Annotated in this window: 25 protein-coding genes; 6 read left to right on the top strand and 19 right to left on the bottom strand. The window is 43.1% G+C overall.

The genetic code is table 11. The features are described from left to right. Positions 1 to 4 precede the first annotated feature (4 nt). Positions 5 to 1,723 (top strand): ABC transporter ATP-binding protein, encoded by a 1,719-nt coding sequence (locus MKY15_RS09715; RefSeq protein WP_067205125.1) that lies wholly within the window; start codon positions 5 to 7, stop codon positions 1,721 to 1,723. A gap of 267 nt (positions 1,724 to 1,990) precedes the next feature. Here the strand turns inward: MKY15_RS09715 and hflX are convergent, their stop codons facing one another. The 5 genes from hflX to MKY15_RS09690 form a co-directional block, all read right to left on the bottom strand. Next, positions 1,991 to 3,262, bottom strand: a complete 1,272-nt coding sequence (gene hflX / locus MKY15_RS09710) for a GTPase HflX (protein ID WP_342539571.1) — start codon at positions 3,260 to 3,262, stop codon at positions 1,991 to 1,993. 94 nt (positions 3,263 to 3,356) lie between these two features. Next, positions 3,357 to 4,058, bottom strand: a complete 702-nt coding sequence (locus MKY15_RS09705) for a VOC family protein (protein WP_187046526.1) — start codon at positions 4,056 to 4,058, stop codon at positions 3,357 to 3,359. A 71-nt stretch (positions 4,059 to 4,129) separates the two neighbouring features. Then, positions 4,130 to 5,614: a sodium/proline symporter PutP gene (gene putP / locus MKY15_RS09700; RefSeq protein ID WP_187046525.1), complete on the bottom strand. Its 1,485-nt coding sequence runs from the start codon at positions 5,612 to 5,614 to the stop codon at positions 4,130 to 4,132. A gap of 388 nt (positions 5,615 to 6,002) precedes the next feature. Beyond that, on the bottom strand, positions 6,003 to 7,637 hold the full coding sequence (locus tag MKY15_RS09695; RefSeq protein ID WP_067205116.1) for an AMP-binding protein: 1,635 nt from the start codon (positions 7,635 to 7,637) through the stop codon (positions 6,003 to 6,005). Between the two features lie 191 nt (positions 7,638 to 7,828). Beyond that, the gene (locus MKY15_RS09690) at positions 7,829 to 9,388 is read right to left on the bottom strand and encodes a glutamate synthase-related protein (RefSeq protein ID WP_187046524.1); all 1,560 of its coding nucleotides are present in this window, start codon (positions 9,386 to 9,388) and stop codon (positions 7,829 to 7,831) included. Between the two features lie 90 nt (positions 9,389 to 9,478). Here MKY15_RS09690 and nfsA point away from each other — a divergent pair, with 90 nt between their 5' ends. From nfsA to MKY15_RS09675, 3 genes are all read left to right on the top strand, one after another. Continuing rightward, the gene (gene nfsA, locus MKY15_RS09685; RefSeq protein ID WP_187046523.1) at positions 9,479 to 10,210 is read left to right on the top strand and encodes an oxygen-insensitive NADPH nitroreductase; all 732 of its coding nucleotides are present in this window, start codon (positions 9,479 to 9,481) and stop codon (positions 10,208 to 10,210) included. 11 nt (positions 10,211 to 10,221) lie between these two features. Then, positions 10,222 to 11,388: an SAM-dependent methyltransferase gene (locus MKY15_RS09680; protein WP_187046522.1), complete on the top strand. Its 1,167-nt coding sequence runs from the start codon at positions 10,222 to 10,224 to the stop codon at positions 11,386 to 11,388. Positions 11,389 to 11,499: 111 nt separating this feature from the next. Further along, positions 11,500 to 11,826 (top strand): nucleoside triphosphate pyrophosphohydrolase, encoded by a 327-nt coding sequence (locus MKY15_RS09675; RefSeq protein WP_342539569.1) that lies wholly within the window; start codon positions 11,500 to 11,502, stop codon positions 11,824 to 11,826. A gap of 90 nt (positions 11,827 to 11,916) precedes the next feature. Here MKY15_RS09675 and MKY15_RS09670 read toward each other — a convergent pair whose 3' ends face one another. Beyond that, positions 11,917 to 12,576 (bottom strand): diphthine--ammonia ligase, encoded by a 660-nt coding sequence (locus MKY15_RS09670; protein ID WP_067205105.1) that lies wholly within the window; start codon positions 12,574 to 12,576, stop codon positions 11,917 to 11,919. A 361-nt stretch (positions 12,577 to 12,937) separates the two neighbouring features. On the opposite strand from MKY15_RS09670, the gene MKY15_RS09665 reads away from it, so the two are divergent. Both MKY15_RS09665 and MKY15_RS09660 read left to right on the top strand, forming a co-directional pair. Beyond that, complete coding sequence (locus tag MKY15_RS09665) at positions 12,938 to 13,435, top strand: RNA polymerase sigma factor (protein ID WP_067213807.1); 498 nt, start codon at positions 12,938 to 12,940, stop codon at positions 13,433 to 13,435. After that, positions 13,432 to 14,304, top strand: coding sequence for an RsiV family protein (locus tag MKY15_RS09660; protein WP_338653809.1), 873 nt, complete (start codon positions 13,432 to 13,434; stop codon positions 14,302 to 14,304). The genes MKY15_RS09665 and MKY15_RS09660 overlap by 4 nt, the downstream gene beginning before the upstream one ends. 56 nt (positions 14,305 to 14,360) lie before the next feature. Here MKY15_RS09660 and MKY15_RS09655 read toward each other — a convergent pair whose 3' ends face one another. The 13 genes from MKY15_RS09655 to MKY15_RS09595 form a co-directional block, all read right to left on the bottom strand. Continuing rightward, complete coding sequence (locus MKY15_RS09655; RefSeq protein ID WP_067205100.1) at positions 14,361 to 14,861, bottom strand: PCYCGC motif-containing (lipo)protein; 501 nt, start codon at positions 14,859 to 14,861, stop codon at positions 14,361 to 14,363. 131 nt (positions 14,862 to 14,992) lie between these two features. Then, positions 14,993 to 15,391, bottom strand: coding sequence for an HIT domain-containing protein (locus tag MKY15_RS09650; protein ID WP_067205097.1), 399 nt, complete (start codon positions 15,389 to 15,391; stop codon positions 14,993 to 14,995). 15 nt (positions 15,392 to 15,406) lie between these two features. After that, on the bottom strand, positions 15,407 to 16,789 hold the full coding sequence (fumC, locus tag MKY15_RS09645; protein WP_067205095.1) for a class II fumarate hydratase: 1,383 nt from the start codon (positions 16,787 to 16,789) through the stop codon (positions 15,407 to 15,409). Positions 16,790 to 16,803: 14 nt separating this feature from the next. Continuing rightward, positions 16,804 to 17,286 carry an NUDIX hydrolase gene (locus MKY15_RS09640; protein ID WP_067205094.1) on the bottom strand — a complete coding sequence of 161 codons (483 nt, stop codon included), beginning with the start codon at positions 17,284 to 17,286 and terminating at the stop codon, positions 16,804 to 16,806. Between the two features lie 59 nt (positions 17,287 to 17,345). Next, a complete protein-coding gene (locus MKY15_RS09635; RefSeq protein WP_338653813.1) occupies positions 17,346 to 18,278 on the bottom strand; it encodes an HD-GYP domain-containing protein in 933 nt (310 codons plus the stop codon). A 117-nt stretch (positions 18,279 to 18,395) separates the two neighbouring features. After that, complete coding sequence (locus tag MKY15_RS09630) at positions 18,396 to 19,682, bottom strand: FtsX-like permease family protein (RefSeq protein ID WP_067205088.1); 1,287 nt, start codon at positions 19,680 to 19,682, stop codon at positions 18,396 to 18,398. After that, positions 19,672 to 20,370, bottom strand: a complete 699-nt coding sequence (locus MKY15_RS09625; RefSeq protein WP_067205086.1) for an ABC transporter ATP-binding protein — start codon at positions 20,368 to 20,370, stop codon at positions 19,672 to 19,674. The genes MKY15_RS09630 and MKY15_RS09625 overlap by 11 nt, the downstream gene beginning before the upstream one ends. 617 nt (positions 20,371 to 20,987) lie before the next feature. Next, complete coding sequence (locus MKY15_RS09620; protein ID WP_067205083.1) at positions 20,988 to 22,550, bottom strand: flotillin family protein; 1,563 nt, start codon at positions 22,548 to 22,550, stop codon at positions 20,988 to 20,990. Between the two features lie 17 nt (positions 22,551 to 22,567). Further along, positions 22,568 to 23,101: a hypothetical protein gene (locus MKY15_RS09615; RefSeq protein WP_067205081.1), complete on the bottom strand. Its 534-nt coding sequence runs from the start codon at positions 23,099 to 23,101 to the stop codon at positions 22,568 to 22,570. A gap of 90 nt (positions 23,102 to 23,191) precedes the next feature. Beyond that, complete coding sequence (locus tag MKY15_RS09610; protein WP_067205079.1) at positions 23,192 to 23,803, bottom strand: response regulator transcription factor; 612 nt, start codon at positions 23,801 to 23,803, stop codon at positions 23,192 to 23,194. Then, on the bottom strand, positions 23,800 to 24,903 hold the full coding sequence (locus MKY15_RS09605; protein WP_067205077.1) for a sensor histidine kinase: 1,104 nt from the start codon (positions 24,901 to 24,903) through the stop codon (positions 23,800 to 23,802). Before MKY15_RS09605 ends, MKY15_RS09610 begins: the two co-directional genes overlap by 4 nt. After that, positions 24,903 to 25,631 (bottom strand): ABC transporter permease, encoded by a 729-nt coding sequence (locus MKY15_RS09600; protein ID WP_342539562.1) that lies wholly within the window; start codon positions 25,629 to 25,631, stop codon positions 24,903 to 24,905. The genes MKY15_RS09605 and MKY15_RS09600 overlap by 1 nt, the downstream gene beginning before the upstream one ends. Further along, complete coding sequence (locus MKY15_RS09595; protein ID WP_342539561.1) at positions 25,628 to 26,239, bottom strand: ABC transporter ATP-binding protein; 612 nt, start codon at positions 26,237 to 26,239, stop codon at positions 25,628 to 25,630. Before MKY15_RS09595 ends, MKY15_RS09600 begins: the two co-directional genes overlap by 4 nt. Between the last annotated feature and the right edge of the window lie 89 nt (positions 26,240 to 26,328).

The raw sequence follows: 26,328 nt of genomic DNA, 5'->3' as shown, positions 1-26,328 counted from the left end.
CGATATGCTCAAAAAGTTCTTTTCATATTACAAACCACATAGGCGACTTTTCATCATCGACTTTTCAAGTGCTATTTTCGTAGCATTGCTCGACCTTGCGTTCCCAGTCGCGGTCCAGTGGTTCATTGATGATTTGCTGCCTAAAGGCAATTGGGGACAAATCACGACGATAAGTATTCTATTATTGGTCGTTTATTTACTGAGTACATTCCTTCAATATATCGTCAGCTATCTTGGTCACAAACTCGGCATCAATATCGAAACCGATATGCGCCAGCAGCTATTCAACCATGTACAGCGGCAATCCTTCCGATTTTTCGACAACACGAAGACCGGACATATTATGAGCCGGATCACCAATGATCTGTTCGACATCGGGGAACTCGCCCACCATGGTCCAGAGGACGTCTTCATCGCGATCATGACGCTTATTGGGGCATTTGCCATCATGTACAGCATCAACCCTGAACTTGCACTGATCGCAATTATTATGGTTCCATTTCTCATTATCCTCGTCACATTCTGCAACATCAAAATGAATGCGGCATGGCAAAACATGTACGGTAAAATTGCTGACGTCAATGCACGCGTAGAAGATTCCGTGTCAGGTTCACGCGTTGTCAAATCATTCACGAACGAAGACTTCGAAATTGCGCGCTTCCGCATAGACAACGGGAATTTCAGAATAGCCAAGCTTGTCGCCTATAAAGTGATGGCCTGGACCCATTCGAGTATGTTCATGATGACCCGACTTGTCACACTTATCGTACTTGTTGTTGGAGCGTGGTTCACACTCAACGACAAATTGTCGAGTGGCGAACTCGTAGCATTTGTACTGTTCGTCAATGTGCTCATTAAGCCTGTCGATAAAATCAGCGCGCTATTGGAACTGTATCCAAAGGGTATGGCAGGATTCCGCAGGTTCCGTGAATTAATTGAACAAGAGCCTGAAATTAAAGATCGTCCAGACGCAGTGGCTGTTGCCCATTTGAACGGAGATATTATCTTCGATGATGTAGATTTCCACTATGACGATAACAAAGCCGTACTAGAAGGTATTAATTTAAACATACGCGCGGGTCAAACGGTTGCATTTGTTGGGCCATCTGGAGCCGGAAAAACAACGATTTGCTCGCTTATTCCGCGTTTTTACGATGTCACTGAAGGTGCGATTTCTATTGACGGGATCGATATCCGCGATATGACGCAGCACTCCTTGCGTTCACAAATCGGTATCGTTCAGCAGGACGTCTTCTTATTCACCGGGACCATTAAAGAAAATATTGGCTACGGAAAATTGGATGCGATGGATGATGAAATTATTTCAGCAGCGAAAAAAGCGCATCTAGAAGACTTCATCGCTTCACTTCCTTATGGCTATGAAACTCAGATTGGAGAACGCGGCTTGAAATTATCCGGCGGCCAGAAACAACGTCTTGCCATTGCCCGCATGTTCTTGAAAAACCCGCCAATTCTTATTTTAGATGAAGCGACATCCGCTCTCGATACAGAAACGGAACGCATTATTCAGCAGTCACTCGCTGAACTTGCTGAAAACCGGACAACCCTTGTTATCGCACACCGATTGGCGACAATCCGTGATGCTGATCGCGTTGTCGTTGTCACAGAAAACGGGATTGCGGAAGATGGCAAGTACGATGAGCTTGTGAAGAAAGGCGGGATTTTTGCCCGACTGCATAACAATCAATTCCAAGAGGTTTAACTTTCATATAAGCGGGCATACTAGAACTATTCCACCCCCTTTCTCTTAGATAGAAAAAACAGCACTACATGACCTCCCTAGTCATGTGGTGCTGTTTTTTGTTTTTTAAAAGATAAGAAAGTATGAGTTTTTTGGACTTAGAATAGTGTCTAGCTCCAGCGCCTAGCCCCTCGAGTCGCTTCAGTCCTGAGGTTAAAGGCAAAGTGCGCCTTTATCTTCAGGCCCTCCAGCGCTTGTCGGGTCTACCAAGGCGCCTTGCGCTTTTCATTAGTGGCTTATGATAAATTCTTCAACCTTGGCCCGCTCTGAAATATCCATTTCCACAGTCATCAGCGTTCCATCTTCTTCATACTCCGTACTTTTGACGTTTGCTTTGTCATTCAAATAGGACACGATATCACCACGGTCAAATGGAATAAGTAGCTTGCATGTACTATATTGTTCAAAAATCTTTTTCTTGATCAACTCAATAAGTTCATCTAATCCTTTTCCTTCACGTGCAGAAATCCACACACTATCATCGCTCACTACTGGATAGGGAACATCCGCAAGATCAGCTTTATTGTAAATATTAAGCGTCGCTACATTCTCTACTCCAACTGCCTGCAATGTGTCATTTGTTACTTCCATCATATAGCCGTGTTCCGAATTCGACACATCCACTACATGTAATAGGAGATCCGCATCACGTGCTTCTTCTAATGTTGAACGGAATGCTTTTACAAGATGGTGTGGCAGTTTCGAAACAAAACCGACTGTATCCGTCAAGATGAATTCTTTGTTATCCTCAAGCTTCACTTTCCGAATTGACGTATCGAGTGTCGCGAATAACATATCTTCCTCATACACTTGCTTCGCATTGTCTACGTCCATCTTCAGCAGCAATTTATTCATAATCGTCGACTTGCCTGCATTCGTATAACCGACAATCGAAACAACAGGGATACCACTCTTTTTACGTTGCTTGCGCTGAGTTTCACGCTGATCCTTCACATGTTCAAGGTCACGGCCAAGTTTGGAAATCTGGTCTTCGATTTTTCGACGATCGAGTTCAAGTTTCGTTTCTCCTGCCCCTTTATTCTGAACACCGCCGCCTGCTCCGCCGCCCTGTCTACCAAGGGATGCACGTAAACCGACAAGTCTAGGAAGCATGTATTGCAGTTGCGCAAGTTCAACTTGCATCCGAGATTCACTCGTTCTCGCACGCCGTACGAAAATATCAAGAATGAGCATTGTCCTGTCAATCACTTTACAGTCCAGTTCCCGCTCCAAATTACGAATCTGAGACGGAGACAATTCATCATTGAAGATAACAAGGTTAGCATCTAATTCTTCGTAGAAGTTCTGAATCTCTTCCATTTTCCCTTTCCCGACATAAGTAGACGGGTTACGCTTTTCCATGTTTTGCGTCACTTCTCCAACGACTTCAACATCGATTGCTTTAGCAAGGTTTTTTAATTCTTCCATTGCATATTCAAAGTGCTGATCCTTTTGTTCATGGACCCCCACAATTACTGCGCGTTCGACTAAAAATTCCATAGAACTACCCCTTCCAGACAAGCTATAAGTATGTTTAGTCTACCATATGTGACGAAATTGTATGTCAGACAGGTCGAACTGCACAACTACTCTGTCACTGTTGGTCAGTTTGCCCAACGATAACATCCGTCAATCTATCTTTGTCGCCATCATGTGCAACAAATTTCAGCACAACATTCGGCAAGACGATGTCATCAGTATTGCCAACTTTCTTCGACAATAAAATGGCCCACTCCGCTGTTACTCTTAATGGATCTTCGACACTAAAAACACACTCCGTAATTTCCAGCTGTTCATTGTCCAGGGAAAGCGTTCCCTCTTCACGTAATTTCACAAAACGTGTTTCTTCTGGCTCCTCCCATTCGATGAAAAATGGATAGGGTAACTCATTCGATACGGGTTGATCGATGAACAACATTTTCCACTTCCGCAATTGGCCATCAGCCGTTCTTCGCTCAGCATCGAGCACACCTGACGTTCGGAACCCTTTATTTTCAACTTCATCATTGAATTTCTCAATACTTTCGACAGACAGACAAATCGTCCCCCACCCATCGCTTTGTTCAAGATCATGCAGCAATAACTTAGTCAGCGGATGCTCCACTTGTTGCGCAATTCCCATTTTCTCGACTGACAACCATTCAATATAAGCATTCTTCGTATAGAGTAGTGCATTATGCGTACCCCATTGTTCATGACGACCACCGACTACAGCGTGACGTCCACTCGCTTGCTGTTCCACTACGATTTTCTCCGGTTCTTTATTCGTGAAATAGACAGTATGATCAAGCTTCATAGTAATAACCCCACCTTCTTAATTTTAAATAAATGAAAAGCCTGCAGTAGTAGATACCGCAGGCTTCCAAATTACTTATCTTCGTTAAGGATTTCAAGTGCTGCTGAGAATTCTTTATCAATCTCGGCATTTGGTTTATATGTGATATTACTAACGACAACTGTAACAATCAGGCAGAGGAGGAAACCAGGTACGATTTCATAAAGGGTGCCCGATAATGCATCGACGTTCCCCCAAATCATAACTGTTATTGCTCCAACTATCATTCCCCACAGTGCACCTTTCGTTGTAAGTTTGCGCCAGTAAAGAGATAGCAAGATGATTGGACCAAATGCAGCTCCAAATCCAGCCCATGCAAACGATACGATTTTCAAAATGGATTCATTGTTAGGCCAAGCAAGTACCATAGCAATTACTGAAACTGCAAGGACGGCCATTCTACCTAAAAACACATAATGCTTATCCGTTGCGTCTTTTTTCATAAACGTTTTGTATAAATCTTCAACTAGCGCAGAAGAGGATACAATCAGTTGCGAAGAAATTGTACTCATAACAGCTGCAAGAACAGCCGCAAGCATGATTCCCGCAATGAATGGATGGAAGATAATCTGCCCTAAGACAATAAATACCGTTTCATTATCCACCAGTGTTGCATTCGTGTTCTGCTGATAATAAGCAATTCCGATAAGTGCAGTTGCAACTGCACCGAATAAACTCAAGAACATCCAACTAATTCCGATACGACGTGCTTTTTTCGCTTCTTTGTGCGAGTTAAGCGCCATAAAGCGGACGATGATATGCGGTTGACCGAAATAACCCAGTCCCCACGCGACTGCAGACAAAATACCTAGGAACGTTGCACCAGATACGAAATTCAGCAATTGTGGATCCACAGCACGGATACTTGTCGCAGTTTCTGTAAATCCTCCTGTGATGAAGATACCGACAATCGGCACAAGAAGGAGCGCAAAGAACATAACGATACCTTGGACAACGTCCGTGTAACTAACCGCCAAAAATCCTCCGAATAGTGTATAGAAAATAACGACACCCGAAACAATCAATAGGCCTACGTGATAGTCCAACCCGAATGAGCTAAGGAAGAACTTCCCGCCTGCAACCATTCCCGAAGACACATAAAACGTGAAGAATATTAGAATAATAATCCCTGAAGCAATACGTAAGAGACGGGATTTATCTTTCAGACGACTTTCCAAGTAACTCGGAATTGTAATGGAGTCACTTGAAACTTGTGTATACACACGTAAACGAGGTGCAACAAAGACCCAGTTCAAATATGCTCCAACTGTCAAACCGACCGCAATCCATGCTTCAACTAAACCGTTGAGATAGATTGCACCCGGCAACCCCATAAGCAACCAGCCCGACATGTCAGCAGCACCAGCACTGAGAGCGGTTACAGCCGGCCCAAGCGAACGCCCACCTAACATATAATCCGTGAGATTGGATGTGCGTTTGAATGCATACCATCCAATGAAAATCATCGCCGCCATGTATATAATAATTGCAATTAATTGATACCCTTCATTTGACATGATGAATCCTCCTTTTATTAGATTGCCTCTATCATATCACCTTTTTAATAAATAAAAATCTGTTTTTTAAAATAACCGATAGTAAATAATGTATATTGAATAGACAGAATACGACGAAGTTATTTCATTCACCTTACATTTCCCAGGAAATAATGCATATTCGACAAGCAACCTTTTTATAACACACAAAAACAGGCGGATACCCCTATGTCTAGAGGTATACACCTGTTTTTTATGAGGGCACTGAAAAAGTACGATTTCCTTCAATCCCGTTGATTTCCGGTCCGAGCGAGGTCTTCAGTTCGCGCTGTTCCCACTGGAGTCGCCGCTCTTCACTACAATCAATTAGTTCTAACTATAAAAAGAACTTTTTCACTGGTTTCGTTTTTTATTGGTATGACTTTTCTACGGACATTTCTCGCAGTTTGAACTTTTGTATTTTCCCCGAAGCAGTCATTGGATATTCTTTTATAAACTCAATGTACTTTGGTATCTTATGATGTGAAATACGCCCCTTACAAAATGCGCGTACGGACTCTTCATCAAGATTCAGGCCTTCTTTCAGAATAACCCACGCCATTAGTTCCTCACCGTATTTCGCATCTGGCACACCGACGACCTGTACGTCTGCGATATCAGGATGCGTATACAGAAATTCCTCAACCTCTTTCGGGTAAATATTTTCGCCACCACGGATGACCATATCTTTGATGCGCCCCGTAATATCGATGTAGCCATCTGCATCCATCACTGCAATATCGCCCGTATGAAGCCAACCTTCTGCATCAATCGCTTCACGTGTTGCTTCCGCATTGTTGTAATACCCTTTCATAATGTTATAACCACGCGTGCAAAGTTCCCCTGGCACGCCAACCGGCAGCTCTTCACCCGTTACAGGATCAATAATTTTGACTTCAACGTTCGGATGCGGCTTGCCTACTGTCGATACGCGTTTTCCGATTGGATCATCTGTCTTCGTCTGTGTAATGACAGGGGACGCCTCTGTCTGGCCGTAACAAATCGTAATTTCACTTGCTCCCATATCTTCAATAACACGTTTCATAACTTCAATCGGACAGACAGATCCAGCCATAATACCGGTACGAAGCGTAGATGTATCGTAGTTCTTAAAGTCAGGGTGATTCAACTCTGCGATGAACATCGTCGGCACCCCATGAAGTGCTGTACACTTCTCATCTTGTACCGCTTGAAGTACACGCAATGGATCGAACTGTTCGAGTAGAATCATCGCAGAACCGTGCGTAACCGCCGCGAGCGTTCCTAGTACACAACCAAAACAATGGAAAAATGGAACAGGAATACAAACGCGGTCCTGCTCTGTCAGTTTCATGTAATCCCCAATTTGTTTACCGTTATTCACGACGTTATAATGTGTCAGCATGACCCCTTTAGGAAAGCCTGTTGTGCCAGAAGTATATTGAATATTAATGACATCATCGGGATCAAGCGATTGAAATTGTCCCTCAAACTGCTCATCCGTTACTTTATCAGCTTGCGCCATGAATTCCGACCATTTGTACATACCTTGTTCTTCTCGTTCCGTCATCAGGATGATTCGTTTGAAATGAGGCAGTTTGACACTTGATATAGAGCCCCTCTCACTCGTCACCAGTTCAGGACAAACCGTACGGATAATATCTATGTAACTCGTTCCTTTAAAGCTTTCATCCAGAATGAGCGTAGTTGCATCAGATTGCTTCAGCAAATATTCCAGTTCTGTAGCTTGGTAATTCGTATTTACAGTGACCAGGACTGCCCCCATCTTCCCTGTTGCATATTGGCTAAGCAGCCATTCCCTTTTATTGTCTGACCATATGGCAATGTTTTCCCCTTTTTCGATGCCCATAGCAATAAATGCTTTTGCAAGTTTGTCCGTTTCTTTATCAAATTCTTTATATGTTCTTCGAATTCCATGTTCCGGATAGACATAAGCTTCCTGGTCCGGATAAAGCTCCGCTTGTTCCCTTACAATTTGCCCCACTGTTTTACGTAGCAATGTCATGTCCATTCCCCTTTTCTGAAACAATCATATAGCAATATGTTATCACGAAGTTCAGATTATTGAAAATTAATTTCAGGTTGTAGTGTATTTGTTGTGAGGTTCCGATGGAGTGTTGTTTTCTTTTGGCGAAACGTTGCGAACACCATAAAAAATACCGTTCCACCTCTCAAGGCAGAACGGCATACTTCAATTCATTCCACAGGGAAGACGCGTCCCCGTTCGTCTTTGTAAACGACATGATGTCGTTCGAGTTTCGTTGGCGAATCCAGACCTGCCGCTGCAGCGACACGGAAAAGTCCTTCTCGCATCGTCAAAATATAATTCGTGACACGGTACTTTTTCTCTTCGACGACGAGGCCTTGCTGTAATTTCTTATCTGTTGTCGCAACGCCCGCTGGACAATCATTCGTATGACAACGGTGCGCCATAATGCAACCGACCGAGATCATAAAACCACGCGCAACTTGAACAAGATCTGCTCCCATTGCTAGAACTATTGCTGCTCGGTCCGGTGTCGTAATCTTACCCGATGCAATAATTTTCACGCGGTCACGTACTTCAAATTTTCGAAGTGCATCGTCCAGAAGAATAATTGCTGACCGCAACGGTAATCCAACGCTATCAGCAAGATCCTGGTATGTAGCGCCCGAGCCGCCCTCCCCACCATCTAATGAGATAAAGTCGGGACCCATACCTGTTTCATGCATGAATGACGCAAGTTCCTCTGCATCCTGTTTCCCACCGAGGACAACCTTAATACCAACCGGTTTACCCGAATGCTGACGAATTTGATCAATGAATTCAAAAAGTGTTGGGTAATCATCAAACTGGTGAAAGCGGTTTGGACTATTAATAGAGACAAACGGAACAACATTACGAATTGCCGCAATTTCTTCCGTTACCTTCGCCCCTTCAACGTGCCCACCACGCATTTTCGCACCTTGCGCTAATTTAATTTCAAACGCTTTGACTTGCGGAATATCCGCTTTTTCACGAACCCGCTCAAAACTGAATTCGCCATCCTCCGTTCTAAATCCGAACAAACCCGAGCCAATTTGTGCAATTATATCTGCACCGCCCGCCAAGTGATGCTGGGACAGACCTCCTTCGCCGGTATTCATCCAAGCCCCTTGCGCCATGCCAATCCCTTTTGACAATGCAGTGATTGCATTTTCCCCGAGTGCCCCATAACTCATCGCGGATTGACCAAGCATGCTGCGGACATGAAATGGATGCTCACAGTTCGGACCAATGACGATTGCATCCTCTTCTGGCAACAACCAAGGCAATGTCGGAATATCTTCGCGGTGTTCTTTACGTGAAAAGAGATTATCTTCATCAACGACATAACGCATCGTATCTATAAGGTTTGAATTATCAACGCGCATTTCCTCATTTTGCTTCGTAAACATTGCGTTGCGGATATAATAACCCGATTCTTCAAAATCACGTTTCGAGCCAAAGCCAATGACACTATTCAAATATTTCCCTGGCATAACCATGTGTAGGTATTCTTCACGATTGAATGGTTCGCCGTCATTATCGTCGTCAAACAGATATTGACGAAGCTCAGGACCCGTCTTCTCCATCACATAACGCATCCGCCCTAAAATCGGGAAATTCCGAAGAATCGCATGTTGCTTTTGGCTTTTGTCATAAAAGTATAGATATATGGCAATTGTAATTGGTAAGATGACTAGAAATAAAATTAACAACGCCGTGGTAATTGAAATACTTTCCGCCCAATTCATAACAACACCCCTTTGTTAAGCTTTAAAGGTAGTTTACCACTATCACAGTCTGTTAATCTTAATTAATAAAACATTTTTTGGAGGGATTCCATGGTTATCGACTTATTATCTGCCCACGCATCTGTTCGAAAATATAAAGACATTACACTATCAAAAGAAGAAGTACTTGAACTCATTCGGGCCGGGCAGCATGCCGCAAGTTCGCACTTTGTCCAAGCATACTCTGTCATTTATGTAACGGATGTTGAAAAACGCAAGAAACTAGCGGAATTCGCGAAGAACCCGCAACAGATTTTATCAGCTGGCGCCGTTTTGGTCTTCTGCGCGGACTATTGTCGATTGAAAAAGGCAGCTAACTTAGTCGGAAAAGACATTGATTTCTCCTCTGCTGAAAGTGTCCTTGTCGGCTCCATTGACGTTGCTTTATTCGCCCAAAATGTAGCGATTGCGGCCGAATCAAAAGGTTACGGCATCTGTTATATCGGGGGAGTACGTAATGCACCTGAGGAAATAAGCGAATTGCTATCGCTTCCCAACGGTGTTGCTCCACTATTCGCCATGACAATCGGCGTTCCTGACGAAGCGAATGAAGTGAAACCGCGCTTACCGGTAGAAGCAATTATTCACGAAAACAGCTACAATACCGATAAATACGACGAACTTATACCTAAGTATGATGAAACAATGAACGACTATTATTTAAGCCGTGGCTCAAACCGTAAAGACGCCGCCTGGTCCGATTCCATGGCAGACTTTTTAGAAGTCCCTCGTCGAACGCATATGAAGGATTTTTTGAAGAAACAGGGATTTGAGTTTAACTAGGAGTGATGACAATGCAATTTGAGGAATTAGTGGACGAATTCACACGACGGATAACAGACGGGTCTTTCATTGGCGGGACAATCAGCCAATCCCGCACAAAAACAGATGAATTAAAACGGGTGAAAGTAAAACCTGTGGAAATAAAAGGACAGCTGCATATTCAATTTGAATACCAGTACGAACGAGTGCTGAACCATGAAAATGTTACCCCTGATGCATTGCGAGCACATTTACAACAACTGCTCGAGCGTTTCAGACAAATACACGCTGAGTTTTCGGATGAAAAAGTCCAGGTTCAGCTGACGAAAAAATTTAAAGTAATGTGGAAGTCTGAAAAAGTAGCATCTGAAAAAGTAGTTGACCTTTCACACAACCGCAAGAAAAATTATTTATTGGATGAAAATACTCCCTATCCATTTCTAGTACGACTTGGCGTCCAAACGCCCGACGGCAAAGTGAAAAAACAAAAGCACGACAAGTTTAGGCAAATTAACCGGTTCGTCGAATTCATCGACGATTCTCTTGCGCACTTACCGAAAGATCGAACTGTACGTATTCTTGATTTCGGTTCCGGTAAATCATATTTAACATTTGCGCTCTATCATTATTTACGTATCGAAAAAGGACTGGATATCAAGGTAACTGGGCTTGATTTGAAAAAAGAAGTGATTGAGGAATGTAGCACCATTGCGAAGGATCTTGGTTACGATAATCTTGAATTTCTAGTAGGAGATATCAATGATTATAATGACGAAACGTCAGTTGACATGGTCGTCACCTTACATGCATGCGATGTTGCGACAGATATGGCGCTTGCCCGTGCGGTGAAATGGGGAGCGAAAGTCATTTTGAGCGTTCCATGTTGCCAGCACGAACTATTCTCGCAGGTTAATTCCCCCGCGCTCGACGTTATGCTTCAACACGGACTCATCAAAGAACGGTTCTCAGCACTTGCTACTGATTCCATTCGTGCCGAGCTGTTATCACTCGTGGGTTACGAGGCTCAGTTACTCGAATTCATCGACATGGAGCACACACCCAAAAACATTTTGATTCGAGCTTATCAGACCGGACGAGAAGCTTCTGCTGATGAAGTGAAACGGTACACTGAATTTAGGAAGCTGTTGAATGCAGATCCTTTTTTAGAGAAAGAACTGGGCGATTTATTGAATATATGATTAAAGCCATCCACATTTGCCTCATGCGAATGTGGATGGCTTTTTCAATTTAAAGAATCACATGTTATCATTTAGAATAATTAGATTTAGTGATTAAAAGGAGACAACAACATGCCGATATATAATAAATTAGTACGCGACCGTATTCCCGAAATCATCGAAAAGTCCGGTCTGATTTGCAATACACGCCTTTTGAATGAAGACGAATACATTAACGAAATCAACAAAAAAATGCACGAAGAACTGGAGGAATACGAATCCACCGAGACGACAGATGACGCCATCGAAGAACTTGCGGATTTGTTGGAGCTCATCCATGCAGCCGTTTCATATTACGGGCTATCATTTGAAGATTTAGAAAAGGTAAGAGTAGAAAAGGCTGAGAAACGCGGCGGATTCGAAGAGCAGATTTTCCTTATGGATGTTGAAGAAGACTGATACCCGATGGTTCACCCTACTTAATAATGCAATGCTGTCCGCGACATTAAGTTCGCGGACTTCTTCCCTTACGAAACTTACCATCCACACTTATTTCCCCAATGATACATCCAAAAACACATAGTCATCCCGTTTATGCTGCCCTGAAAAAACGACCGGGACCCGTTCACTAAAAATCGGTCCGTCTACAACCACAGTGTGAAATTCTCCAGATTCCCCGCATGAATCAATGCCGAGCGCATCGAGTTCATCCATCAGTTCGATAGTAAATTTACGGCCTATGAAGTGGGCAGGCATCATTGTTGTATTGACGACAACGATGTATGCCTCGAATCCGCCCTCTATAAACTCATCCAATATCTTGCGACGCGGCTCCATCCATAATGGATGAACTGCTTTCATATTGACTTTCGCACATGTTTCTTGAACCCACTCCAAATGGTCTTCAAGATCGATATCCCCGAAAACCCCGTGGCTGATGCCTGACTCAACACATTCTTTCATCGCGTCTAAAAATTGCTCTTCATACCCTTTCCAGCTTGCTCCCCGTATCATTAAAGGGACGCCGATCCTTTCAGCTTGGGCTGCTACGACTTCAAAAGGCAGCGCATGTGATTTTGACCGTTCTTCATCCTCTTCAAACATTGTCCATAACCGTTTCGGAATGCCACCCGCTTTCATTGCGCGGTAATAAGCCATCGCAGAATCTTTTCCGCCGCTCCATGATGCAACAAATAATATATCCTCCATCTTGATTTCTCCTCCGTATAGCAGATTTTTTTGTTTTTAAGCATCAGTACTTCTCTCTCAAGATCAGCAATTTTTTCGCAGTGCTTTTCAAGATTCGAAAACTCCCTTGCAAAAAAGAAATAAAACTTTAAAGAACTATAAATCCTCCTAGAAACACAATACTAAAATCTACATTATCGCCATGGCCTACACCCTTACGTTATATTTATTTTACCATGAATTTCCCAATGTTTCGTAAAGGATTCTTTTAATTGATTTTTTTCAGCGAATGAAAACATAAAACTTTTCAGACATGTACCCCGTCAAATAACTATAACGTGTTCGCGACATGTTGGAAATTGGAGAAGGTGAATCTTTTGTCATGACAAAAAATGAGAAGTTTGAGCTTGTAGAAAAATTTATAGTAGAGAATCGTGAAGCCCATTATCGCCTTGCATACAGCTATGTTAGAAATAAAGAAAATGCACTTGATATTGTACAAGATGCCATTTTAAAAGCCCTCAATTCAATTGATCGACTTGAAGAGATTTCCTATTTGAAAACTTGGTTCTACCGGATCATCGTTAATACATCCATTGATTTCATCCGAAAACATCAGCGTATTACAGTGATGGATGATGACATTCTCGGCATTCATTTGCCACAGTTAGAGGATGACATTATCGACATGGACTTACATGATGCCATTGACCAGTTGCCTCCTAAATACAGATCTCTTATTATTCTTAGATTTTTCGAGGATTTGAAAATTGATGAAATCGCTGTAGTGATGGATGAAAATGTGAATACGATTAAAACAAGATTATATGCAGCATTGAAAAAGTTACGCATTGAAGTTGGGGAGGAATTCAGGTTATGAAAGAATTGAAAAAGTTGAAAAAGAACTATGACGAAACAGAGATTCCGTCTGAGTTGGAAGACGTCGTAAAAGCTTCGATTCGTCGAGCAAAAGCGTCACAGAAAAGACGTCCATTTCTAAAACAATGGACGATTGGAGCCGCCGCTGCTGCTGCTCTATTCATCGGTAGTATAAATGTCAGTCCATCCTTCGCACAGGCAATGGCAAATGTTCCGCTTCTTGGGGCGATTGTGGATGTATTTACCGCACAACAATTGACTGTCGATGAAAAAACGTACCAAGCAAATGTCGCCACACCAGCAATTGAAGGATTGACTGATGAAGGACTGCAAGCTTCTCTGAATGAGAAATACCTTGAGGAAAACAAAGTACTTTTCGAACAGTTCCAACAAGAGGCCGCGGAATTGGAAAAGGCAGGTGGCGGTCATCTTGGCATCGACACTGGCTACGAAGTGAAAACAGATACTGACCAGCTTCTATCGATTGCTCGCTATGAGGTGAATACGGTCGGATCCTCTTCAACAACAATGAAGTACGACACAATTGATAAGCAGAACAACGTGTTAATCACATTGCCAAGTCTTTTTAAAGATGACAAATACGTCGATGCTATTAGCTCATATTTAGTAAGTGAAATGGAGCGACAAATGGCAGCAGATGAAGAGGTCTCTTACTTTTTGAATAGCGAATTTTTCGATGACTTCAAAACAATCCAAGCCGATCAGTCATTCTATATTACAGCTGATAATAAGCTTGTCATTTCATTCGATAAATATGAAATTGCACCTGGTTATATGGGTGTCGTGACGTTTGAAATTCCGTCAGAAATTTTGAGTGATTTACTGGTCAGTGACACATACATTAACTAATCCCTTTCCTATATAAAAAAGCAGACACTTTCGCGTGTCTGCTTTTTATAATTCAATTATGCTGGCATCGGCGTTTTTGTTGGTTCTGCGTAGCCTTCTTTATAATTTTCATCGATGAATTCACGGATTTCTTTTAACGATTTACCTTCTTGCTTCATCATTACAGATTGCACGGCGATATCCAGACAAACTTGGCAACGTGTGCCATGGTCATCCCAGACAACAGAACCGTCTTCACGAACTTCGTCGATGAAACAATTCAAGTTACTGTCATGACCTGCGCTTTCACCACACCCACAATAGCAAGGCATCCACTCAATAATATCCGTTGCAGTTCCCGCCATTTGATAGACAAGACGCATATCCTCCGACTTGTCATCTAGGAACGACGGTAAAATATCAGCAGAAGCTGTTACTTCTTGCAAGTCACCGTTTGGTACATGCTGCTGTTCCCCATGTGCCATGTCATGTTCTTTCTCACTTGGCTGCGCTTTTTCTCCGCATGCTGAAAGGACAAGAACTGCTGCAAGCAAGATAAATATCCATTTCTTTTTCATATACTGCCCACCCCTTATTCGCGTAGTTGTCCTTTCATCATAACCCAAAACAACACGTTTATAAGTTACAGTTTGATGGACAATAAAGTTAATCTTCAATCAGAGGGGTCTTACTGCCCGTTAATGAGGGATCAAACACGACGGTGATTAGCCTCTTGCTTAATCCAATGCCTGATACCCTTCCCGGCATACGGCTCATCCGCAAATCTCGGAATCACATGTAAATGCGCGTGCGAAATCGATTGCCCGCCTGTTTTTCCCGTATTCCAACCAACCGAATAACCATCGTGCCCGTACCGCTCTTCCAAATAAGCTTTCACTTTCATTAGCAGTTCCTGTGTATCAATCCATTCCTGCGCGGTTAATGAAAATACATCGACTGCATGCCGTTTCGGAACGATGAGCCCGCTCCCTTCCAACACAGTTTGCTCGGAAGGCTTTTGAATATAAGCGCATGTCGCATTTTCAAAGATAATTTGTTGCTCAGGATCCGCTAGCAAATTGCAATATGGACACTCTTTTTCGTACATACTGAAGTCGACTCCTTATTTCCCAATCATTTTTGAAGGAACGACATACTCGTCAAATTGTTCTTCTGTCAGCAAGCCAGATTTAAGTGCCGCCTCTTTTAGCGTTGTTCCTTCCGCATGTGCTGTTTTCGCGATTTTCGCTGCATTTTCGTAACCGATATAAGGATTAAGTGCCGTCACAAGCATAAGTGAGTTTTGAACTTTACGATCAATTTCTTCACGATTTGGTTCAATTCCAACTGCACAGTTATCGTTGAAACTGATCATCGCATCGCTCAACAACGTCACGGATTGAAGGAAGTTGAATATGATAACCGGTTTGAAGACGTTCAGTTCGAAGTTCCCCTGGCTCGCTGCGAAACCGATTGTTGCGTCATTCCCCATCACTTGTGCGACAACCATCGTCAATGCTTCACTTTGAGTCGGGTTCACTTTTCCAGGCATGATGGAACTGCCTGGTTCGTTCTCAGGAATTGTAATTTCACCAATACCTGAACGTGGTCCACTAGCCAACCAGCGCACATCATTCGCAATTTTCATTAGGTCTGCTGCAAGTGCTTTGATAGCGCCATGAACGTAAACAATTTCATCATAGCTCGTAAGTGAATGGAATTTATTTACCGCAGACGTAAATTCGATTCCTACTGCTGTGCTGATTTCAGTAGCAACACGGTCCCCAAATCCTGCAGGTGCGTTAAGTCCTGTACCAACAGCTGTTCCACCGATTGCAAGTTCTTTCATCGACTCGACGCTGTCCGTAATCATTTTTTCTGTTTTCTCGAGCATCCGGTGCCAACCGCTAATTTCCTGGCCAAGCGTTAAAGGTGTCGCGTCTTGTAAATGCGTACGGCCGATTTTAATGATATCCATGAACTCTTCGGACTTCTTGTTAAGTGTTTCTTTCAATACACCAATTGCCGGTACGAGTTGTTGTTGTACTGCCACGACGCCTGCAACATGCAACGCTGTAGGGAATGTGTCGTTTGAACTTTGTGATTTATTGACATCATCGTTCGGATGAAGGCGTTCTTCCTCGCCCCACTCTTCAAGAAGTTGATTTCCACGGTGTGCAAGCACTTCGTTCATATTCATGTTTGACTGCGTACCGCTTCCTGTTTGCCAAACGACAAGTGGGAAATGATCATCCAGTTTGCCAGAGACTACTTCATCCGCCGCTGCAGAGATAGCCTTCATTTTTGCTTCTGAGATAGCACCGTGTGCATGGCTCGCGATTGCTGCAGATTTTTTCAAATGGGCAAATGCACGAATAACACCAATTGGCATTTTTTCTCCGCCAATTTTAAAATTTTGTTTACTGCGTTGCGTTTGCGCTCCCCATAGCTTGTCCGCAGGTACTTTAATTTCACCAAATGTGTCGTGTTCAATACGATAATCCATCATTCATCCCTCTTTCAATTGTAAGTATTTCCATTATCGCTGATTGGCACCTTTTTTTCATCCGCCCAGTCTCGGATAAATGCTTTTTGCCTAGGGTTTAGGTTCGTCGGCAATTCATCTTTTCCGAAAAAACGATGTGCTTTGCTTTCTGTACCGCCCTGTTTTAGTTCACCCAAATAGTTTTCTGTTTGAAAAATAACTTGCACGCTATATACTTGATCACCATTCGGATACGTCACAAAACAGGCCTCTCCGGAATAAAGACCAAATAGCTTAAGCCCCTCCACATGCAGTCCCGTTTCTTCATATGTCTCCCTTTTCGCCGTTTCTTCAAACGTTTCCCCAAGCTCCATCACACCACCAGGAATACACCAATTGTCCTCATCTGTGCGGTGTTGAAGCAAGATTTTATCTTCATTTGTAATGATGACGCCGCAACCCACCGTTAGTAGTGATTCCTTACCAATCATTTTCCTCATCGTTTGAATGTAATCCATAGCATTCCCCCCTTTTTTTATATAGAAAAGACCCGGTTTCCCGAGTCTTTTTCCATTCTTCATTTCCAATTGAATTGGTTTTTCTTTAATATCTCTATAAATGCATCGACTACTTTAGGGTTAAATTGTGTCCCTCTTCCGCCCTCTAGTTCTTTCACAGCTTCTTGTATAGAAAGGGCCTTCTTATACACTCGATCGGTTGTCATTGCATCAAATGCATCAACGACCGATACGATGGCGGATTCTAGCGCAATTTCATCACCTTTGAGACCATACGGATAGCCTTTTCCGTCGTGTCTTTCATGATGTTGTTCGACAATGAATGCAGTATCTGCTAGCCATTCGACAGCATGCTCACGCATAATCTTTGCACCTTCTGTCGTATGAGTCTTCATAATTTCCCACTCTTCAGCTGTCAGTTTCCCAGGCTTATTAAGAATTTCTAGCGGGACAACGCGCTTGCCGACATCATGAAAATAGGCGCCCCATCTCAAAGTGCTAAGGCTTTCTGTTGGGAGTTCCAACTGTTTCCACACTTCGATTGAATAATCCTTAATTCGGTTGCAGTGCATATAAGTATAGCCATCGACCGATGCAATCGCATCCGCCTCTTCTTGGAGGATTTGTGTTTCGAAAAATCTGTACTCAAAACTTTCAGCTTCCATTTTAATTAAAATATCTGCTTCCGTTTTCCCATAAAACGAAATAATATGTTCATAATTCGATGCTTCAATTGTCTCACCGATTTCCAATAGACGGCGCTTTCCTTCGTATTCCATTTCTACGACCCCGTTAAGAAGCTTATAGGACTCTATGAAGGCGTCTTCGGCATCGTATTGGACCCAAAATGAGCCATTCTTGTGCAATGAATAAAGCGCATTTGACAATCCGTTCCATCTTCCGAGCAATACGACATCCGCATAACCGAGATGAAGTACCGGATATCCTTCGCTAGTTTGATTGCTATACGACTGGTTTAAAATAGTGTACATAAGCGTACTCCTAGGGTTAAGGCATATGATCATCAAAGCATGTCTGAATATTACCATTATAACAAGGCACGCCAACGTTTCATACACCTTTACTCGATTGATGCAAAAATATGTCGATTAGAGTTCCTGCCTCAACGCATTGATGACATCAATTTTCGTCGCTTTACGCGCTGGTCGCCACCCTGAAATCATTGCGACGCCTATGCTGATCGTAGAAGCGATAACCACAAGTTGCCATGGAATAACGGAGAACGTAACAGTCATATCTCCAAAATCTTCTTCACCGAGCGCCGCCGTAACAATTATTGGCAGCACATAATTCGACACAATGCTCACCCCATAGGAAATAACAACTGCAAGAACCGTCCCAACTATACCAATCCACGCACTTTCCATCAGGAATAGTCGTTGGATTAATTTCGGATCTGCCCCGATTGCTTTCATAACTCCGATTTCACGCGTCCGCTCTGTCACAGCCATTGTCATCGTGTTAAATATTCCGATAGATGCAATTAAGATCGCAATTGTCCCAACGAATACAAGTCCAGCTTTCAACGCTAGGAAAAAGACATCTAATTGATCAAGTTCTTCGGATATGGAATACACACTATATCCATCGTCTTTTAATGCAGTAGAGATTGCTTTCACATTTTCTAATTTATCCGCATAGACGTTTACATTGCCATAAAATAATTGCTGTGCGTCTGTATTATCATCCACTGGCTTGTCTACATGTGCATAATAGATTTTTTCTAAATCTGGAATAATAGATGCGTCAGCGTATATTTTTTGATCCTGCTCCCAATCTTTCGCAGGTTTCTTTCCGATTCCCACTATCGTGAGCATCATTTTATCCTCAATCATTTCACCTTCATCGTCACCGATTTGATAGTTGAACTGTTCTCCAATCAATTTTCCGTCATACGTAGTAAATTCACCATCTTCATTTTCATCTTGTTGATTCATCAAGGACTCTGCGAAATTGCTTCCCACGACGACTTCGTTCACTTTTTCAGGTAAACGTCCTTCCTGAAGCTCGAAATTCGCTTTCTTTTCTTCTGTAAAATCCGTCACAACGAGTTGACTATTCCCAGTGAAATCACCAATTGAAGACTGCTGTTCTGCCCCTAAGTTTTGGCGGAATACAACTGCTTTTACATGATCCCGTTTCTTCAGCTCTACAACTTTCTCTTCATCCATCTCACTTGAGAACACTTCAATTTGTGTCACAAGTCGGTTCGATAAGACCTCTCCCCGAATCGTTTCGTGTAGGCCGAATCCAACGGACGCGAGCACAATTAAAAAGGCTGTTCCCATCGTGGCCGCAAGCACGGTCATAAAAACACGCATTTTATTTTTCTTGATATGTTGCCCTACGAAACTAATCTGGTCCTTAAATTGCATGCTGTGCACCGCCTTCCGTTAATACGCCGTCATGCATTCTGTATACGCGATTCGCTGTTTGTGCCACTTCATCGTCGTGTGTAATGATGACGAATGTGATGCCCCGTGTTTTATTGAGCGACTGGATAAGCAAAAGAACGTCCTGTTCTGTTTCCGAGTCGAGACTACCTGTCGGCTCATCGGCGAAAATGATTGGCGGATCCGTTATAAGCGCACGCGCAATACTGACTCGCTGTTGCTGACCTCCCGATAATTCATTTGGATAATGGTCTTGCACATCCGTGAGTCCAACGCTCTGCATCAGGTCTTTTACTTTCTTCTGTCGCCCACTTTTGTTGATGCCCTTTAATGTCAGTGGCAGTTCAACATTTTCAAATGCTGTCAATCCAGGCATGAGTTGAAAGTTTTGAAAGACGAAACCGAAATGATCTAATCGAAACTTCGCACTTTCCACCTCGTTGAATGCAGAGGTCTGAATGCCTTGCACACTGATTTCTCCACTTTCAGGCGTTAGGAATCCTGCCATAATATGAAGAAGCGTTGATTTACCCGAACCACTTTTGCCAACAATCGATACAATTTCACCCTCCGCAACATCAAACGTTAACCCCTTCAACACCGGAACTCGCTTTTCTTTACCTTTCTTGCCGATTTTGAATGAATGATTTAAATTTTGCACACTAATCATCTGTTCCCCTCCAACTTTCTTTATTTCCTTCATTATATAGGGAGAATCTTAAGGGTTTGTAAGGATAGATATGAAGAATTTCTTAAGATGTTGGAGGTGGATGCTGGGTATATGATTGGTCTGGCAGGGGTTATGATCGATCGCGCGAGAGTTATGATTGGTTGGAGGCTTTTATGATCGGTCGTGCGAGGCTTATGATCGGGTGGAGGCTTTTATGATCGGTCGTGCGAGGCTTATGATCGGTTGGCGGCTTTTATGATTGGTCGTGCGAGGCTTATGATCGGTTGGCGGCTTTTATGATTGGTCGTGCGAGGCTTATGATCGGTTAGGGAGTTTTATGATTGGTCTGGCAGGGGTTATGATTGGTTGGAGGCTTTTATGATCGGGCGTGCGAGGCTTATGATCGGTTGGCGGCTTTTATGATCGGTCGTGCGAGGATTATGATCGGTTGCAGGCTTTTATGATTGGTCGTGCGAGGATTATGATCGGTTGCAGGCTTTTATGATCGGTCGTGCGAGCTTTATGATTGTTTCCTTACTTTACGCTCGCTGAGGGGGCCAACAACATAAAAAAAGCCCCGACGCACTATTGCGTCGGGACTCTCCTCTAGTTAGATATTATTCAGCTTCGTCAGCTGCAACTTCTTTTCTTGCAATCACTTGTTGAGTGGGTTGCTTCGTATTTGTTGCTTTTATCTCATTTGTCAGCTGGTCAATACTTGGGCGGATATTGCCTTTGCCCGTGTAGTTTTCAAGCATTTCCTTAACGTCGATGCCCGATGATGCTTTCAAGGATTCTTGCAATGTTGCCATTAAGTTAGTCGCATACGACGTTACTTTATTGGCTCCGCCGCCTTCACCACTACCCGTGTCAACAACAGTAATTTTATCAATATTCGCAAGCGGGCTTGCAATTTGTTTCGCATATTCTGGAATCATTTTAACAATCATATCAAGCATGGCAGCTTGGCCGTACTGTTCGAATGCTTCCGCAATTTTACGTTTCGCTTCTGCTTCTGCAAGACCTTTTAGACGAATAATGTCAGCTTCAGATTCCCCTTGCGCGCGCATCGAATCGGCTTTCGCCTGCCCGTCGAGACGAACTTTTTCTGCATCCGCAAACGCACGTGCTTCAATGCGGTACTTTTCAGCATCAGCTTCCGTAATTTGTTTCGATTTTTGAGCTTCTGCATTTTGTTCGATTGCATAGCGATCCGCGTCAGCTTTTTTCTTAACTTCAGAATCATATTGCTTCTCACGACGCAGAATCTCTTTCTCTTCAAGTTCAATCTGTTTTTGACGTTCAATGATTTGAATTTGCATTTCCTGTTCCATAACTTCCTGTTTCGAGACGGCCGTTTGAAGTTCGTAAGCTTGGTCGGCACGTGCTTTTGCAACATCCTGATCACGACGGTAATCCGCAACCTTCAATTGATTCTCTTTTTCAGCTTCCGCAATTTCAGTCGCACGTTCAATTTCTGCTTTTTGTGCTTCTTTAGATGCTTCCGCATTTTTAATACGCGTTTCTTTTTCTGCTTCAACTGTTGCGATATCCGCATCACGCTTCACTTGTGCGATACGTGGTTTCCCGAGTGAATCGAGATAGCCATTTTTATCGCGCACATCTTTAATTGTAAATGAAACGATGATGAGTCCCATTTTGGAAAGATCCTGTGAAGCAACACGTTGCACTTCCTGAGAAAACATATCGCGATTTTTGTAAATTTCTTCTACTGTCATTGAACCAAGAATCGAGCGCAAATGACCTTCCAATACTTCTTTTGCTTCATTTTCACGATCAGCTTTTGATTTCCCCAAAAATTGTTCAGCAGCTGTTGCAATCTCTATGATTGAGCCACCAATTTTAATAATCGCTGTTCCATCTGCCATAACAGGAACGCCTTGCTCCGTGTACACTTCCGGCGTTGTAACCTCAAGCTTACTTGACAAAAGGCTAAGCGGTGCCGCTTGTTGGAACACTGGCAACAGGAACGTCCCGCCGCCGCGGATGATTTTAATACGATTTCCCGAATCATCCTTATGTACATTTTTAGAACCAAGATAACTTCCTGTCACGATTAGTGCTTCATCTGGCCCGACTGTGCGGTACTTTGTGATGAAGACGAGAACCAGCGCCAGTAAAACAAACGCGACGACTCCAATTGCAATCCAAATTTCCATCTGTTTTTCCCCCTTTTTTATTTGAAGCGGAATGGTTCATACTCTTTAACGATGAATGTTCCATCTCTCACTTCAATAATCAATACTTCTTTTCCGTACTCAATTGCTGTGTTTTCGTACCCTACCGCCCTCTTAGAAATCATGCCATTTACCGATTCGATAACAATTTCACCGAATCCATCAACAGGGACAGGTACAATCACTTTTCCAACCCTACCCATCAGCGACTCATCCGTATACGCGAGGGACACTTCAGCCGATTTCAGTGGAAGAAGGACAAATAAGTACAATAGAAGATCGAGTACAAAAGCAGTAACAAGTGCAATTACCAAAATGATTCCGCTGCCCCATGTTGTAACAAGTTCTAATATATAACCGCCAGCCGCTACAAATGTTATGAATGCAAGTATCACCGCCGGATCCAAGAAAGGACTAGCATCGCCGATTCCTTCCGCCATGTCACTAAATAAGATATAAAGTAACGTTGCAAGGCCTGCAACAATTAGCCCAACCATATAGACTTGCACAATTGGCATCCCAAACAGTTCCATTTCAACACCCCACTTTCACCTTTTTTGTCTCACCTATATATACGTCCCATCATCCCGAAAGTTTCAATTTACTGAAAATTTTTCACAAATTTATTCCATATCAATTAAACCGTTTTTCCTGGCAACGTGAATTGCCTCTGTCCGACTTTTTACTTGCAACTTTTGAAAGATGTCCGAGAAGTAGTTTCTTACTGTTCCCTCCGACAAAAATAACTGCTTGCTGATTTCTTTATTCGCCAAACCTTTTGATGCCAGCATAAGAAGCTCTTGCTCCCGCTCGGATAACTGATCTTTTTCTGTAAATAGTGAAAAGGCCAGTTCTGGATCGACAACTCGCTGACCCGCGGCTACTATGCGAATTGCTTCGGCAAGTGCACTACTCGGTCCGTCTTTCAATAAGAAACCTTTTACGCCTGCATTCACTGAACGCTGTAGATAACCAGTTCGGCCAAACGTTGTCAACATGATGATCGCCACACCGGGGTATTTCTCCACTAATCTTTCTGAAGCTTCCAAGCCGTTCATAATCGGCATTTCAATATCTAAAATACAGACATCGGGCAGTAATCGCTCGACTGCTTCAATCGCTTCCAAGCCATTTGCTGCCTCACCGATGATTTCTAAGTCCTCTTCTATAGAAAGAAGTGCTATTAAAGCCCCCCTCACCATCGCCTGATCTTCTGCAATTACGACGCGTATCACGAGACGACACCCACCTTTTCAATACTTTTCGGTAGCGGAATGAATAACTGAACGACTGTCCCTTCTTTACCGCTTTTCCATCCAATCGTTCCATTAATAAGCCCAATCCGGTTTTGCAGGCCTGTCATACCATGATTTGGAACCGCTTCATCGATACCTTTTCCGTTATCAGCGACTTCAATTAATACACCTTCCACTGAACGTGCAATGTTAATTTGACACCATGATGCAGCGCTATGTTTAACGACATTGGTCACAAGTTCCCGAATTGCCATCACAGCAATCTTTTCATACCCACGATTAATGGAATGGATTTCTCCGTTTACTTCAGAATTGATTCCTGCACTGTGTAAATGTTGCCGGCTGGCAGTCAATTCATCGACAAGCGTGCCTGTATCAAGGTCTTCCACAAGCTCCCGCATCTGTGTTAATGTTTCGCGCGAGATTGTAATCACTTCCCGTAACTCCCCCGCAGCTCTTTCTGTGTCTGAAACGAGTAGCTTCTCGGCAAGCTCAGTTTTCAATGTAATCATCGACAGCTTTTGTCCAAGTGTATCATGCAAATCACGCCCGATTCGCTGGCGTTCTTGCTGCTTCACCAATTCATCAATCCGACTATGTGCTTTCTCCAATTCTCGCTGGGATTCATTCCATTTTCGTCTTGATGAAATCATATAGGCATTAAAGATGGCGAGCAGAATAGGTACAAGCGACATGGATGTTTGCACTATATTTAAGTCCTTAGCCACGCCATAGACAATCCCAACCACTATATAGACGCCAACAGCCGCGATGCGCTTGCGTCCGGACAATAACGAAATCATATTTGAAGAGAAGGCACTCAGCCAGAAAAAAACCGGTCCGAACATATACACCCAAAAACCAATAATAATCGCTTGCACAATGACGAACACTAGATAGCTGTTACGCCAATAGGACTGGCGATAGACGAATAAAAAGGGAGCAAGTAGAAGGATTGAAAACATACGCTCCATGCCCTCTAAAAAGAACGCCCCTATGAGCGGAAACAACATATAGATTAAAATAGTATACGGTTCCCTACCTAAACCTTCGGGAAATACTGCAAATCTCCTGCTCATTAATTCGCCGCCCTTCTATTTATATATCCTCCAACCCAGTAAACCCCTATAAATAGCATCGAATAAAAGATAAGTCCACCCATTTGACCAATCAAGGGATACCCTCCACCCAGTAAACGGAAGGCACCCGCTATCGCGATTGCTCCTGGAGACCCGCTTGCAATAGGTTGCACCCAGCCCGGAAACTGTTCAATCGGAATCCACGTCCCTGCAGAAAACATCACAAATATCCACGTAAAGTTTGCAATACCAGAAACAGTACCCTGTTTCCCAAATGAACTGATGGCCACACCCAACGTCATGAACACCGCGGACACACCGATAAACCATACCGCAATCATACACCATTGCCCTACACTGCCTGGGAGCCCGTGAATCGTCTGAACAAAAACGATTAAGATCACAACCGTGATACTATTCAATAAGAGCTGTGACATCAGTTTCGCACCTGAAACGACTAATTCGGAAACCGGCAATGCCCTCATAGATGTACGCCAAGGTCTGCTGTTGTCGTATGCAAGCCCAATAGCAAATGTCGTGACAGCTCCCGACAACAAACTGAAGACAAGCATTGCGATAAGTAGATATGCATAGTGCTCTGGTTCATTCGAAAGCGAAAAGATTAGGTAGTAGACGATGGGAAGAACGATGGCATAAATGACAAAATAGCGGTTTCTTAGCATGCGCAACACTTCAATTTTTGTCAACAATAAAAAGGGCTTAGTCATTGCACAACCCCTTCCTTCAACAACACAATTCGATGTGCAAGAACTTCTCTTTCTTCCCTGGAATGTGTAATCAGTAAAACGGCAAGCCCTTCATCAACAGCAAGCTTTAGTTGTTGATAGAAATGTTTTTTCATTTCCTCGTCCATTCCCGCAGTTGGTTCATCCGCAATCAGCACAAGTGGTCTACCTGCCATCGACAATGCAAATGACAGCCGCTTACGCTCACCGCCTGATAATTCATGTGTCTTTTTAAGGACCATTTCTTGCAATAATCCTAGACGGACAAGCTCGTCGAATGAATAAGGACTTCTATAGAAGGATTGAAATAAACAAAGCATCTCCTTGACCTTCACATTATCCATGAATTCGGCGTGTTGGAACATGAAGCCTATTTCCGATTTCATTTTCCTTCCTAGTGGTTTCCCTGCCAGTAGAATTCTCCCGCTTAAAGGATGGACGATTCCTGCTATAACGGATACGATTGTTGATTTCCCCGCTCCATTTGCTCCACATAGCGCAACTACTTCCCCAGATGCAATTTCCAAGTTAATATCACCTAACACGTTTTTCCGTTTAAACTCCACACAAAGATTAATAATTCCCAACATACTCTCACCTCTTACGTTAACTTTACTGATAAAGAGGGTATTCTGTGGAGTACATTGAGTCATTTTTCCTTCATGACAATTGTCACTTT

It is taken from the genome of Sporosarcina sp. FSL K6-1540 (genome assembly GCF_038620285.1).
GTDB classification, from domain to species: Bacteria; Bacillota; Bacilli; order Bacillales_A; family Planococcaceae; genus Sporosarcina; species Sporosarcina psychrophila.
This window is presented reverse-complemented; position numbering and strand designations above follow the sequence as displayed.

What these genes read in the sequence shown, in the direction of transcription:
- MKY15_RS09630 (WP_067205088.1), bottom strand. Translation starts at nt 19,682, where the DNA reads ATGCAATTTAAGGACCAGATTAGTTTCGTAGGGCAACATATCAAGAAA.
- MKY15_RS09625 (WP_067205086.1), bottom strand. Translation starts at nt 20,370, where the DNA reads ATGATTAGTGTGCAAAATTTAAATCATTCATTCAAAATCGGCAAGAAA.
- MKY15_RS09620 (WP_067205083.1), bottom strand. Translation starts at nt 22,550, where the DNA reads ATGGAAATTTGGATTGCAATTGGAGTCGTCGCGTTTGTTTTACTGGCG.
- MKY15_RS09640 (WP_067205094.1), bottom strand. Translation starts at nt 17,286, where the DNA reads ATGGATTACATTCAAACGATGAGGAAAATGATTGGTAAGGAATCACTA.
- MKY15_RS09670 (WP_067205105.1), bottom strand. Translation starts at nt 12,576, where the DNA reads ATGGAGGATATATTATTTGTTGCATCATGGAGCGGCGGAAAAGATTCT.
- MKY15_RS09650 (WP_067205097.1), bottom strand. Translation starts at nt 15,391, where the DNA reads ATGTACGAAAAAGAGTGTCCATATTGCAATTTGCTAGCGGATCCTGAG.
- MKY15_RS09695 (WP_067205116.1), bottom strand. Translation starts at nt 7,637, where the DNA reads ATGACATTGCTACGTAAAACAGTGGGGCAAATTGTAAGGGAACAAGCG.
- MKY15_RS09615 (WP_067205081.1), bottom strand. Translation starts at nt 23,101, where the DNA reads ATGGAACTGTTTGGGATGCCAATTGTGCAAGTCTATATGGTTGGGCTA.
- MKY15_RS09705 (WP_187046526.1), bottom strand. Translation starts at nt 4,058, where the DNA reads ATGAAGCTTGATCATACTGTCTATTTCACGAATAAAGAACCGGAGAAA.
- MKY15_RS09715 (WP_067205125.1), top strand. Translation starts at nt 5, where the DNA reads ATGCTCAAAAAGTTCTTTTCATATTACAAACCACATAGGCGACTTTTC.
- MKY15_RS09675 (WP_342539569.1), top strand. Translation starts at nt 11,500, where the DNA reads ATGCCGATATATAATAAATTAGTACGCGACCGTATTCCCGAAATCATC.
- nfsA (WP_187046523.1), top strand. Translation starts at nt 9,479, where the DNA reads ATGGTTATCGACTTATTATCTGCCCACGCATCTGTTCGAAAATATAAA.
- MKY15_RS09655 (WP_067205100.1), bottom strand. Translation starts at nt 14,861, where the DNA reads ATGAAAAAGAAATGGATATTTATCTTGCTTGCAGCAGTTCTTGTCCTT.
- hflX (WP_342539571.1), bottom strand. Translation starts at nt 3,262, where the DNA reads ATGGAATTTTTAGTCGAACGCGCAGTAATTGTGGGGGTCCATGAACAA.
- MKY15_RS09605 (WP_067205077.1), bottom strand. Translation starts at nt 24,903, where the DNA reads ATGAGCAGGAGATTTGCAGTATTTCCCGAAGGTTTAGGTAGGGAACCG.
- MKY15_RS09680 (WP_187046522.1), top strand. Translation starts at nt 10,222, where the DNA reads ATGCAATTTGAGGAATTAGTGGACGAATTCACACGACGGATAACAGAC.
- putP (WP_187046525.1), bottom strand. Translation starts at nt 5,614, where the DNA reads ATGTCAAATGAAGGGTATCAATTAATTGCAATTATTATATACATGGCG.
- MKY15_RS09595 (WP_342539561.1), bottom strand. Translation starts at nt 26,239, where the DNA reads ATGTTGGGAATTATTAATCTTTGTGTGGAGTTTAAACGGAAAAACGTG.
- MKY15_RS09635 (WP_338653813.1), bottom strand. Translation starts at nt 18,278, where the DNA reads ATGTACACTATTTTAAACCAGTCGTATAGCAATCAAACTAGCGAAGGA.
- fumC (WP_067205095.1), bottom strand. Translation starts at nt 16,789, where the DNA reads ATGGATTATCGTATTGAACACGACACATTTGGTGAAATTAAAGTACCT.
- MKY15_RS09600 (WP_342539562.1), bottom strand. Translation starts at nt 25,631, where the DNA reads ATGACTAAGCCCTTTTTATTGTTGACAAAAATTGAAGTGTTGCGCATG.
- MKY15_RS09690 (WP_187046524.1), bottom strand. Translation starts at nt 9,388, where the DNA reads ATGAATTGGGCGGAAAGTATTTCAATTACCACGGCGTTGTTAATTTTA.
- MKY15_RS09660 (WP_338653809.1), top strand. Translation starts at nt 13,432, where the DNA reads ATGAAAGAATTGAAAAAGTTGAAAAAGAACTATGACGAAACAGAGATT.
- MKY15_RS09665 (WP_067213807.1), top strand. Translation starts at nt 12,938, where the DNA reads ATGACAAAAAATGAGAAGTTTGAGCTTGTAGAAAAATTTATAGTAGAG.